Origin of the sequence: Paraburkholderia unamae, assembly GCF_003268775.1 — a bacterium.
GTDB classification, from domain to species: Bacteria; Pseudomonadota; Gammaproteobacteria; order Burkholderiales; family Burkholderiaceae; genus Paraburkholderia; species Paraburkholderia unamae.
Genome location: NZ_QLSU01000015.1, coordinates 170232 through 181476, shown reverse-complemented (window position 1 = coordinate 181476; position 11245 = coordinate 170232). Strand labels below are relative to the sequence as shown.

The window sequence follows — 11245 nt, the reverse complement described above, 5'->3', positions numbered from 1 at the left end:
GTTGATGTTCGCTGTCGGCTTCTACTGTGGAATCTTGCCATGTCCGAGCTTACTGATACTGATGATGACGGCAATAGTCAGTACATCTGGTTGCAGGAACGCGCTGACACCTGCGGCCCTGCGTGTATCTATATGATCGAGCGAATCGTGCAGCAGGCGTGCCCTGCTGGCGGCGAAGTACGCATCCGACAAATTTGCGAGTTGCTTCCAGATGGCTACCAGGAAGGCAAGGGGACAGCGTCTTTTGGCGCGCTTGCCTCAGCGATGCAAAGAGTCGGCTTTGGTGCCACGGCAACCTTTATCAAGAATTTCAAGGAGTTCGCCTTATTGGCAGACTTCCCGTTCATTACAAGGATCGGCTGGCCAAACAACGCTGGGCACTTTGTGGTGTGTGCAGCTAGAACACGGGGAGGTTCGCTCGTCTGTCTCGATCCCTGGTATGGCTTGTCCGAACCCAAGTTGAACTCGCTTCCGTCATATCAAGTGATCAACGACGTCCGGGCAGCGGTGTGTCTTGTTCACCCGGCCGGTGGCGTGTTTTCGGGGCACACGGTTTTGCTCCGCGGATGAAGAGTCAAGCAGCATTTTTTCGATCAGCGCAATCGCCGCGGCCTTAAGCGTCCGCTTTCCTTACGGGTTGCATGATCGTCGCTTCATCGTCAGTAACACTGACTTTCTGTTTTTCCGCGCCTGGCTCGGCCCGTGTGGCGAGCGTCATCTCGCCAGCCGTATCACCGGCCACCCACACCGCGCTCGCGCTGAAGTTGTCGTTGCCCGGCTTTGCGAGCGCGCGCACGTGTGCGCCGAGCGCGTCGAGCCAGGCACGAGGGCTCGTGGCCTGGCTGAGTGCCGCGAGCATGGTGTCCTCGTCCACGTATTCCCAAAAGCCATCGGTGCAGATGAGAAACGCGTCGCGTGGCTGCAACCCGAAAGTCCCGGGGCGCGCCGTAACGTTCAGGCCCTCCAGTGTGCCAAGTGCCGAATACAGCAAGTTGCGCCGTGGATGATGGCGCGCCGCATCGGCGCTGAGGAGTCTTGCGTCCACCATTTCCTGCACCATGCTGTGGTCGCGCGTCTGCGCTTCGATGCAACCCGCTCGAAAGCAATAGAGCCGGGTGTCGCCGCAATGCGCCCACGCGGCAGTCCGTCGCTCGCGATCGATGGCGAGCAGCGTCGCCGTCGAGCGCATTTCGCGCAGATGAGGCGGCCCGTGCGACTGCTCTTCGACGATATTGTCGTTCGCATGCGCGAGCGCGGCGGCGAGCCGTTCGCCCGAGGGCGGCAATTCGGCCATCGTCAAATAGCGCAGGTCGGCCAGCACGGTGTCGACCACGATCGCCGAAGCCTTGTCGCCGCCGCCGTGGCCGCCCGCGCCGTCTGCAACTACGCAATAAAACAGGCGTTCGCTCGAGAATTCGCCGAGCGAGTCTTCGTTGCGTTGCCGTCCGCCCCTGTCGGTCAGGCTTGCGAAGGCCAGTTGCACGTGTGCCTCCCGTCCTCGTTCGTGCGTTATCCGGACTATTGATTCATTTCGATGTCGCATCGCACGTACGACTGCTCGGCGAGAATGCCGAACACCGCAAGGATGGCAAGCCGGTTGTCCGCGCTGATTTCGATGCCGAGTGTCTGCTCGATCCAGCGCCCTATGCCAGTGCGTGCAAAGTCGGTGGGCACCGAACCTTTGCGCAGCGTCACGCCCAGTTTGCGGGCGCGGTAGTGATATGAGGCGATCTGGTAGCGTGCGGCCACCCGCGAAAGGCCGCCTTTCTCGTCCGATAGCCAGCCCAGGCTGCCAGCGAGCACCAGGCGGTCCGGCTCGTCGAGGTCGTCGATGAACTGCGCGGCCGCATCGCGTATCGACGCTTCGTCGTGGCCGTGCTGGAACAGTGCCGTGCCGACCGGGTCGGCTTGCAGCGCGGTCTGCCGGTCGATCTCGAGTTTGACGTCGTCTTCGTCGATCGACACGTTGCGCCGGTGGCTTGCGCTGCGCAGGCAGTCGATCAAATAGCGCCTGAAGTAGCTGCAAACGGCGTGGCTGCTGGAAGGCGCGCTGTGCGCCGGGAACGTGGGTTCCGCAGCCGGTGCCTCGAGCCGGAAGACCTTGAAGAACAGGAACTGGGAAACGAGTTCTTCCTTGTCCTCACCCAGAGCCTGCAATTCGAAAGGATGATAGCTGGTTAGCGCCCGGCGCACGATCGCATAGAGCGAAGCCATTTCGTCTCGCGTGAGGCAGGTTCGGCGTTGCCATAGATCCGGCAAGCCGCGCGTTTCCTCTACCGCTTCTGCGAGCGCTGCGCTTTCGGTATTTGCCACGTGTTCCCTCGCACGATGACGGCCGGCCGTTTGCTCCGTGCACCGCGACGACTGCGCGGTTTGCGACAGTACGCAACATGGGACGGCACAGGCGTGCGCCAACCCGGTGCGGTGGGTTGTGCCGCCATGACCTGACATCGACTGCATGTCCGCGACGTGTGTACTTCGTATGCGTGGATCGCTCGACCTGCAAATCGAGTCTATTAGCAGAGCGTGTTTATGACAAGAAAGAAGAGCGGTGAAATTTTATAAACCGTTATTCGGCTCTATTACGCATCCACATAAAAGATCGGCTACTAATTCGTGCTGCAACGCTCAAAAACATTATCCGAACTGCATTAAATTCTATGTGGGCTTGCGCACGTAACAGGCGCCACGGTGCACAGGCAGGATGTCTCATCATGGTGAAGTATCGTTCTCAAACTTCGCGCGATTTTTAAGCGTTCGTATACGATCGTTAACCCTTGGAAAGAAGATATTTTCTTCGACTGAAAGTATTGTCATGATGTGTCGGTATGCAGGATTCCGATGCATCAAGATTTCGCAGGAAGACATGCTTTTTCGTCGCCCGTCATGCATCGAAAAATTGCCGATCAATATTTAAAAACATCCTGAGTACATTCGAATAATAAAAGTCGGAGGAACGGCATCAAGTGAGGTGAAGTGCTCTTTTTTTTTGGCGGTGACGTGCTATTCTGGTAGCGGATCTTGGGGATAGCGTCATCACCTGCGCGAAGGAACGGGACTACGCAACGACTCGTGTAATAAAAGCGCCACGCTCGTTTGCCTGCCATATCCAGCACTGCGCCAGCACTGCGCATCCGGCCGTGAATAGCCGTGTCACCCACGCCTGATCCGTTGCGCGGCACGTGAACGACGACCCACCAACCAAAGACCACCAGACCATGGCCACGCTAGATGCTGGGGCATTGCTCGCGGAAATGTCGCCCGAGCTGCCATGCGGGGAAGACGTCGAATACGACCCGGAATTTCTGGAACTCGAACGCGTGGTCAGCGGCAAGCCCGACGTGCAGTTTGGCGATACCGTAGTTGATGCCGTGCCGCCCGACTGGAAGCAGGCCAACGCGCTTGCGCTCAGCCTGCTCGGCAAGAGCCGCGACCTGCGTGTGGCCGGGTATCTCGCGCGCGCGCTGCTCAACCGTGACGGCTATGTCGCCTTTGCCGAGGCACTCGCACTGATCGGGGGCATGCTGGATCAGCATTGGGATCATGTTTATCCGCGCCTCGACGCCGACGACGACAACGATCCTACCGCGCGCATCAACGCGCTCACCGCGCTGGTCGACCAGACCGGCACGCTCGCCGACCTGCGCGACGCGCCGCTCGCGCTCTCGCGCGCACACGGCACCGTCACGCTGCGCGATCTCGAATACGTCTGCGGCACGGTGACGCCGCCGAGCGGCGTGTCGGTGCCGTCCCTCGCCTCGATCGAAGCGGCCATTGCCGACGCCGGTGAAAACGCGCGCGAGGTCCATGCGGCGCTGGAATCCGCGTTGCAGAGTACGACGCGGATCGAAACGCTCGTCACCGAGCGGGTGGGCGCCGCGCGCTCGATCGATCTCGACGCGCTCGTACGTCCCTTGCGCCAGGCCGCTGCGTTTCTAGGCGAGCGCGTGGCGCACGCGGGCGTGCCGCCCGATGGCGAGGGGGCCGCTGCCGACGGCGCGGCTGTGAGCCCCGCGGCAATGGCGGCTGCTCCCGTTCCCGCCGCGCCGCCCGGTGAAATATCGTCGCGCGAGGATGTCGTACGGGCTATCGACAAGATCTGTAAGTATTACGAACGAAACGAGCCATCCAGCCCGCTTCCTCTGCTTCTGCTTCGCGCACGGCGGCTCGTCGACAAGAGCTTCATGGAAATTCTCGAGGATCTCGCGCCCGATGGACTCGCGCAGGCGCGCACGATCGGCGGTACGGAAAGCGAGTAGGACCGGTAGGTTCAGCAACGCCGTGGGCGCGCGGCAGTGACGCTGCGTCGGCACGGCATCGATGAGGGGAATTGCCGTGGCGAAAGAGAGCAGCCAGAAGTTCATCGCACGCAACCGGGCGCCGCGCGTGCAGATCGAATACGACGTCGAGGTGTACGGGTCGGAAAAGAAGGTGCACTTGCCGTTTGTGATGGGCGTGATGGCCGACCTGTCCGGACAGCCGGCCGACCCGCTCGCCCCGGTGGCCGAGCGCAAGTTTCTGGAAATCGACGTCGACAATTTCGACGAGCGCCTGAAGTCGATGAAGCCGCGCGTTGCCGTGCAGGTGCCGAACGTGCTGACGGGTGAGGGCAACCTCCCGGTCGAAATGACCTTCGAGAGCATGGACGACTTTTCGCCGGCTGCGGTCGCGCGCAAGGTCGACTCGCTCGCGAAGCTGCTCGAGGCGCGCGGTCAGTTGCAGAACCTGCTGACCTACATGGACGGCAAGACTGGCGCCGAGGAACTGATCCAGAAGCTCCTGAAGGATCCCACGCTCCTCCAGGCGCTGGCGTCCGCACCCAAGCCGAAGGAATGACCGTCTACGAGAGGGAGTCTGACATGGCCGAACCCAGCACACAGGGGCAGGAGTCGCAGCAGCAGGCGGGCGAGATGCTCGAAGCCGGCGAATTTGCGAGCCTGCTGGAAAAGGAATTCAAGCCTCGCAGCGACAAAGCGAAGGAAGCCGTGGAAACGGCTGTGCGCACGCTGGCGGAAGAAGCGCTGCGCGGCACCGCTGTCGTTTCGGGCGACGTGCTCGCGACCATCGAGTCGATGATCGCGGCGATCGACGCAAAGCTCACCGCCCAGGTGAACCTCATCATTCACGCCGAGCCGTTCCAGAAGCTCGAGAGCGCATGGCGCGGTTTGCACTATCTGGTGAACAACACCGAGACCGACGAGACGCTCAAGATTCGCGTGATGAACGTGTCGAAAGCCGACTTGTACAAGACACTCAAGAAGTACAAGGGCACCCCGTGGGACCAGAGCCCGATCTTCAAGAAGCTCTATGAGGAGGAGTACGGCCAGTTCGGCGGCGAGCCCTATGGCGCGCTGGTGATGGACAGCTATTTCGACAACAGCGGGCCGGACGTCGACCTGCTCACGCAGATCGCGAAGATCGCTGCGGCGGCGCATGCCCCTTTTATCGCCGGTGCCGACCCTGCCGTGATGCTCATGGACTCGTGGCAGGAACTCGCGAATCCGCGCGACCTCACGAAGATCTTCCAGACGCCGGAGCACGCCGCCTGGCGCTCGCTGCGCGAGTCGGAGGACGCGCGCTATATCGGCCTCGCCATGCCGCGCTTCCTCGCCCGCGCGCCTTATGGCGCGAAGACGAATCCCGTCGATGAATTCGCGTTCGAAGAGGACACGGCCGGCGCGGACAGCAGCAAGTACGCGTGGGCCAACGCGGCGTACGCCATGGCGGCCAACATCAATCGCTCGTTCAAGCAGTATGGCTGGTGCTCGCGCATTCGCGGCATCGAGTCGGGCGGCGCGGTGGAGAACCTGCCCGTGCATGCGTTCCCGACCGATGACGGCGGCGTGGACATGAAATGCCCGACCGAGATCGCGATCAGCGACCGGCGCGAGGCCGAACTCGCGAAGAACGGCTTCATGCCGCTCATCCACAAGAAGAATTCCGATTTCGCCGCGTTCATCGGCGCCCAGTCCCTGCACAAACCCGCGGAGTACGACGACCCCGACGCCACCGCGAATGCCAATCTCGCCGCGCGTTTGCCTTACCTCTTTGCTTGCAGCCGTTTCGCGCACTACCTGAAGTGCATCGTGCGCGACAAGGTCGGCAGTTTCAAGGAGAAGGATGACATGCAGCGCTGGTTGCAGAACTGGATATTGCAGTACGTTGACGGCGACCCGGCGCACTCGACTGAAGAGTCGAAGTCGCGCCGGCCACTCGCCGCCGCAGAAGTCGTGATTGAGGAAGTCGAGGGCAATCCCGGGTACTACACGTCCAAATTCTTCCTTCGCCCGCACTACCAGCTCGAGGGACTCACGGTCTCGTTGCGGCTGGTGTCCAAGCTGCCGTCCGCGAAGGCGGCTTAACGCGTACTTTCTGAGTGGAGAATAAACATGGCTGTTGATATTTTCATCAAGATCGGCGACGTGAAGGGCGAGTCGCAGGACAAGACGCACAAGGACGAAATCGACGTGCTTGCATGGAGCTGGGGCATGTCGCAATCCGGCACGATGCACATGGGAACGGGCGGAGGTGCAGGCAAGGTCAACGTGCAGGATTTGTCGATCACGAAGTACCTCGACAAAGCGTCGCCGATCCTGATGGGCAAGTGCGCGGACGGCAAGCATTTCGACACGGTCGTGCTCACGGTGCGCAAGGCCGGCGGCGACAACCCGCTCGAATACTTCAAGATCACGTTCACCACCGTGATCATTTCGTCGATCAGCGAGGGCGGTTCGGGCGGCGAGGACCGCTTTACCGAGCACGTCACGCTTAACTTCGAGAAATACCACGTCGAGTACCAGCCGCAGAGCGCGAAGGGACAGAAGGAAGGGGGCGTCGTCGAGACGAAGTGGAACATCGCGACAAACGCCGCCGACTGACGCATGTGGTGCAGTACCGGCACCCGCGCGGCGCGCGCCAGGGGGCGCACCGCGCGGGTGCTTTGACCGGCATTTCCCGGTGCGGCGCCCGGGTCCGGCTTGACGGAGCCTACATACAATGACAGCAGAAGAGAGCTTGCGCGAAGGCGATCTCGACGCTTGCCTGAAGCAGTTGCAGCAGCAGGTCCGCAACGATCCGGCCAACGCGTCGTATCGCGTGTTCCTGTTCCAGCTACTCGCCATCCAGGGCGCATGGGACCGGGCGCTCACACAACTGAACGTTGCGGGAGACCTCGATGCGGGTGCGCTCGCGATGGTGCAGATTTATCGCGACGCGCTCCAATGCGAGGCGCTGCGCGAAGATGTCTTCAAGGGCCGGCGCGCCCCGCTGATCTTCGGCGAGCCCACCGCATGGCTCGCACTCCTGATCGAAGCGCTGCGCCTGGAGGGAGCGGGAGACGTCAAGGCCGCCGCCGCTTGCCGCGCGAACGCGCTGGAGCAGGCCGCGCCCACGGCCGGTGCGCTCAACGGCGAGGCGTTCGAATGGATTGCCGACGCGGACAGCCGGGTTGGTCCGGCACTCGAAGTGATCCTCGCGGGCCGCTACTACTGGATTCCCTTCGAGCGGATTCGCCGCATTGAAATCGAGCCGCCCGCCGACCTGCGCGATCGCGTGTGGATGCCCGCGGTGTTCACCTGGTCCAACGACGGCCAGGCCGCGGGCCTCATTCCGGTGCGCTATCCGGGCACGCTCGAAGCCGGGGACAGCGCGCTCGCACTCGCGCGCTCGACCGAATGGACGGGCGCCGCCGGTGGCGACGTTGACGAGGCGCGCCCGCTCGGCCAACGCATGTTCACGACCGACGCGAACGACTATGCGCTCTTCGACGTTCGCACGGTCGAGCTCAAGGTCGAGACGCCCGCCGCCGACGCCGAGCTCGATCATGGCTGAGCTGACGGGCCGCGACCGCCTGCAACCCGCGCTGCTCGATCGACTGACTGATCTGGAGCGCGAGGCGAAACAGGAGACCCGCGAGCGGCGTGTGCTCTCCATGCGCGCGCTGCGCCAGGGCGTGCAGCGCGATCTTGCATGGCTGCTCAATGCGAGTGGGCTCGGCACGGTGCAGGATCTCTCGGCGTACCCTGCTGTCGCGGCGTCGGTGGTCAATTTCGGTTTGCCCGACATCGCGGGCAAGACCGCTTCGGGCATGGACATCGCTTTGCTCGAGCGCATGATCCGCGACGTGATCATCACGTTCGAGCCGCGTATCCGCCGCGACACCGTGCGGGTGAGCGCGATTCTGGAGGAGGAGACAACGGGGCGTCACAACACGGTGGCGTTCGTGATCGAAGGCGACCTGTGGGCGCAGCCGTATCCCGAGCGGCTCTATTTTCGCACCGAGCTGGACCTCGAAGCGGGCGAGGTCCGCGTGATCGACGAAAGCGCGCCGCGCCAGAAACCATGAATCCCGACCTGATCCGCTATTACAACCAGGAGCTGACCCATTTGCGCGAAATGGGTGCCGAGTTCGCCCGCGAGTTTCCGAAGGTCGCCGCACGCCTCGGCATGGAGGGCCTCGAATGCGCCGACCCTTATGTCGAAAGGCTGCTCGAAGGCTTCAGCTTTCTTGCGGCACGCGTGCAACTGAAGATCGACGCGGAATTTCCGCGCTTCACGCAGCACCTGACCGAGCTGATCTACCCGCACTATCTCGCGCCGACACCTTCGATGGCCATCGTGCGCCTCCAGCCGGAGCTTGCACATCCCGCGCTGGCGGCCGGCGTGACGGTGCCGCGCGGCAGCGCGTTGCACGCCGTGCTCGACAAGAACGGCTCCACGCGTTGCGAATACCGCACGGCGCACGCGCTGACGTTGTGGCCCGTTGAAATTGCCGAAGCGAAGTTCTTCACCTATGCGGGCGCACTTGGCGGCGCGGACGTCGCGCTTCCCGCCGGGGTGAAAGCGGGCGTGCGTTTGCGCCTGCGCACGACGGCGGGGCTGAAGTTCAACCAGCTTCGGCTCGACCGGCTTTCGCTCTATCTGCGCGGGGCCGACGCGTTGCCTACGCGCATTTACGAGAGGCTGCTCGCCTCGACGGTGGGCGTCGTGGTCATGCCCGCGTCACGCCCGGCAACGTGGCATCGCCTGCTGCCCGCCAACGCGGTGCGGCCACTCGGCTTCGAGGACGACGAAGCGCTGTTGCCGGTGGGCCGCCAGTCGTTCCAGGGCTTCCGGCTGCTACAGGAGTATTTTGCGTTCGCGCAGCGCTTTTTGTTCGTCGGCATCGAGGGTCTGCTGCCCGCATTGCGCCAGTGCGCCGCGAACGAGGTGGAAATCGTCGTGCTCCTCAACCGTGCGGACCCACTGCTCGAACAGACGCTCGACGCCTCGAACTTCTCGCTCTACTGCACGCCGGCCGTCAACCTGTTTCCGCGCCGCACCGATCGTATCGCGCTCAATCCAACGCAGTTCGAATATCAGGTGATAGCCGACCGTACCCGGCCGCTCGACTTCGAGATCTACGGCATCGAGGACGTGACCGGCTATAGCGCGGGATCGAACGAGGAGCAGCGCTTCGAGCCGTTCTATTACGCGCGGGACCTGGGCGCCGGCTATGGCGGCGAGGCCTTCTACCAGTTGCGGCGCGAGCGCCGGCTCCAGTCGTCGCGCCAGCGCGAGCGCGGCCAGCGCACGAGCTACCTGGGCAGCGAGACGTTCATTGCCCTGGTCGACGCCGCCAACGCGCCGTTTCGCGGGGACTTGCGCCAACTGGCCCTCAAGGTGCTTTGCACGAATCGCGATTTGCCGCTCACGCTTTCGACGGGCACGGGGGCCTCGGATTTCACGCTCTCGGTCGAGGCGCCGGTGGAGAGCGTGCGCTGTGTGAGCGGGCCGAGCCGCCCTCTGCCGTCGTTCGCGCACGGTGCCGTGGCGTGGCGCCTGCTCAGCCATCTTTCGCTGAATTACGGCTCACTGCTCGATTCCGACGCCGTGACGGGCGCCCGCGCGCTGCGCGACCTGCTCGGACTCTATTGCGCCGTCGACGATGTGCCCGCGCAGCGCCAGATCGAAGGCGTGCGCTCGGTCGAGGCCAAGGCGATCACGCGGCGGTTGCCCGTGGCCGGGCCGATCGTATTCGGGCGGGGCCAGCAGGTATGCGTGACGTTCGACGAGGCGGCTTTCGAGGGCGCGGGCGCCTTCGTGCTCGGCGCGGTGCTCGCACGATATTTTGCGCTCTACGTGTCGATCAATTCGTTCACGGAAACGGTGGTGAGGACCACGACGCGTGGCGAGATCATGCGCTGGCCGGCGAGGGCGGGGCGATGCTCGACTCTGTGAACGTGCTGCGTCTGCTCGAAGACGAGTCCTGGCGCTTCGACTTTTTCCAGGCGGTGCGGCTGGTTGAGAACGCGTGGCCACAGCAGCCGCGCGTGGGCGAGTCCCTGTTGCCGCGCGACGACGCCGTCCGGTTCACCCAACGGCCTGAACTCGTGTTCTATCCCACGACGCTCGGTGCGTTCAAGCAGGGCGAGGCGGGGCGAGCGCCCCAACTGGCGGTGAACTTTTTCGGCCTGCTGGGTCCGCACGGCGCGCTGCCGACCCATTTGACCGAATATATCCGCGATCGCGAGCGCAACGCCGACGACCCCACGTTCGCCCGTTTCCTCGACCTGTTCCAGCACCGTATGGTGAGCCTCTTTTACCGCGCATGGGCCAACACCCAGCCGGCGGTGAGTCTCGAGCGGCCTGGGCGCGATCGCTTCTCGATGTATGTGGGTACGACCTTCGGCCTTGGCGAAACTTCGCTGCGCGAGCGCGACACGGTGCCCGACTTCGCGAAGCTGCATTTTGCCGGCTTGCTTTCCATGCCCACGAGACCGGCCGCGGGGCTCAAGCTGATTCTCTCGCGCTTTTTCCGGCTGCCCGTGGAGATCGAGCAGTGGGTCGGTCACTGGATGCCGCTGCCGCGGGAATCGCTCACGCGGCTCGGTTCGGGCGACGGCGCGGCGCTGGGCGTCTCGACATCGCTGGGCGCGCGAACGTGGGACGCGCAACACAAGTTCCGTATCGTCTTCGGGCCGCTCTCGATCGCCGACTATGAACGTTTCCTGCCTGGCGCAGACAGTCTTGTGCGTCTTGTGGACTGGGTGCGCAACTACGTCCACGACGGACTCGACTGGGACGTGAATCTGCAATTGCGGCAAGCCGACGTGCCGCGCCTGAAGCTGGGCATGCATGCCCGGCTCGGCTACACGAGCTGGTTGTTGAGCGGCGCTGCCAGCGGCGACCAGCGCCAACTGAAGCTCAATCCGGCAAGCGTCGCGCAGCGCGCCGTCGTGCGCGACACCCCTTCGGGAGACTGAAG

At 63.4% G+C, this 11245-nt stretch carries 11 protein-coding genes; 9 read left to right on the top strand and 2 right to left on the bottom strand.

The features are described 5' to 3' along the window. The first annotated feature begins 39 nt into the window (after positions 1-39). Positions 40-570: a cysteine peptidase family C39 domain-containing protein gene (locus tag C7401_RS24505; protein WP_112174002.1), complete on the top strand. Its 531-nt coding sequence runs from the start codon at positions 40-42 to the stop codon at positions 568-570. Positions 571-613: 43 nt separating this feature from the next. Here C7401_RS24505 and C7401_RS24500 read toward each other — a convergent pair whose 3' ends face one another. Further along, the gene (locus tag C7401_RS24500) at positions 614-1483 is read right to left on the bottom strand and encodes a PP2C family protein-serine/threonine phosphatase (RefSeq protein WP_112174001.1); all 870 of its coding nucleotides are present in this window, start codon (positions 1481-1483) and stop codon (positions 614-616) included. Between the two features lie 35 nt (positions 1484-1518). Next, the gene (locus C7401_RS24495) at positions 1519-2214 is read right to left on the bottom strand and encodes a hypothetical protein (protein ID WP_112174000.1); all 696 of its coding nucleotides are present in this window, start codon (positions 2212-2214) and stop codon (positions 1519-1521) included. A 1004-nt stretch (positions 2215-3218) separates the two neighbouring features. On the opposite strand from C7401_RS24495, the gene tssA reads away from it, so the two are divergent. The 8 genes from tssA (at position 3219) to tssG (ending at position 11243) form a co-directional block, all read left to right on the top strand. Next, entirely contained in the window at positions 3219-4259 is a 1041-nt protein-coding gene (tssA, locus tag C7401_RS24490) for a type VI secretion system protein TssA (RefSeq protein ID WP_112173999.1), read from the top strand. Positions 4260-4335: 76 nt separating this feature from the next. Beyond that, positions 4336-4836 carry a type VI secretion system contractile sheath small subunit gene (tssB, locus tag C7401_RS24485; RefSeq protein ID WP_112173998.1) on the top strand — a complete coding sequence of 167 codons (501 nt, stop codon included), beginning with the start codon at positions 4336-4338 and terminating at the stop codon, positions 4834-4836. Between the two features lie 23 nt (positions 4837-4859). After that, the gene (gene tssC / locus C7401_RS24480; protein ID WP_208949047.1) at positions 4860-6362 is read left to right on the top strand and encodes a type VI secretion system contractile sheath large subunit; all 1503 of its coding nucleotides are present in this window, start codon (positions 4860-4862) and stop codon (positions 6360-6362) included. Positions 6363-6389: 27 nt separating this feature from the next. Then, positions 6390-6878: an Hcp family type VI secretion system effector gene (locus C7401_RS24475; RefSeq protein ID WP_112173997.1), complete on the top strand. Its 489-nt coding sequence runs from the start codon at positions 6390-6392 to the stop codon at positions 6876-6878. 118 nt (positions 6879-6996) lie between these two features. After that, on the top strand, positions 6997-7830 hold the full coding sequence (locus tag C7401_RS24470) for a type VI secretion system accessory protein TagJ (RefSeq protein ID WP_112173996.1): 834 nt from the start codon (positions 6997-6999) through the stop codon (positions 7828-7830). After that, complete coding sequence (tssE, locus tag C7401_RS24465) at positions 7823-8344, top strand: type VI secretion system baseplate subunit TssE (RefSeq protein WP_112173995.1); 522 nt, start codon at positions 7823-7825, stop codon at positions 8342-8344. The genes C7401_RS24470 and tssE overlap by 8 nt, the downstream gene beginning before the upstream one ends. Further along, the gene (tssF, locus tag C7401_RS24460; protein ID WP_112173994.1) at positions 8341-10218 is read left to right on the top strand and encodes a type VI secretion system baseplate subunit TssF; all 1878 of its coding nucleotides are present in this window, start codon (positions 8341-8343) and stop codon (positions 10216-10218) included. The genes tssE and tssF overlap by 4 nt, the downstream gene beginning before the upstream one ends. Beyond that, positions 10203-11243 carry a type VI secretion system baseplate subunit TssG gene (gene tssG, locus C7401_RS24455; protein WP_112173993.1) on the top strand — a complete coding sequence of 347 codons (1041 nt, stop codon included), beginning with the start codon at positions 10203-10205 and terminating at the stop codon, positions 11241-11243. Before tssF ends, tssG begins: the two co-directional genes overlap by 16 nt. The last annotated feature ends 2 nt before the right edge of the window (positions 11244-11245 follow it).

Bases quoted from the DNA above. Each gene is read 5' to 3' on its own strand.
- C7401_RS24505 (WP_112174002.1), top strand. From the start codon at position 40: ATGTCCGAGCTTACTGATACTGATGATGACGGCAATAGTCAGTACATC.
- C7401_RS24495 (WP_112174000.1), bottom strand. From the start codon at position 2,214: ATGGCTTCGCTCTATGCGATCGTGCGCCGGGCGCTAACCAGCTATCAT.
- tssA (WP_112173999.1), top strand. From the start codon at position 3,219: ATGGCCACGCTAGATGCTGGGGCATTGCTCGCGGAAATGTCGCCCGAG.
- tssC (WP_208949047.1), top strand. From the start codon at position 4,860: ATGGCCGAACCCAGCACACAGGGGCAGGAGTCGCAGCAGCAGGCGGGC.
- C7401_RS24475 (WP_112173997.1), top strand. From the start codon at position 6,390: ATGGCTGTTGATATTTTCATCAAGATCGGCGACGTGAAGGGCGAGTCG.
- C7401_RS24470 (WP_112173996.1), top strand. From the start codon at position 6,997: ATGACAGCAGAAGAGAGCTTGCGCGAAGGCGATCTCGACGCTTGCCTG.
- tssE (WP_112173995.1), top strand. From the start codon at position 7,823: ATGGCTGAGCTGACGGGCCGCGACCGCCTGCAACCCGCGCTGCTCGAT.
- tssF (WP_112173994.1), top strand. From the start codon at position 8,341: ATGAATCCCGACCTGATCCGCTATTACAACCAGGAGCTGACCCATTTG.
- tssG (WP_112173993.1), top strand. From the start codon at position 10,203: ATGCTCGACTCTGTGAACGTGCTGCGTCTGCTCGAAGACGAGTCCTGG.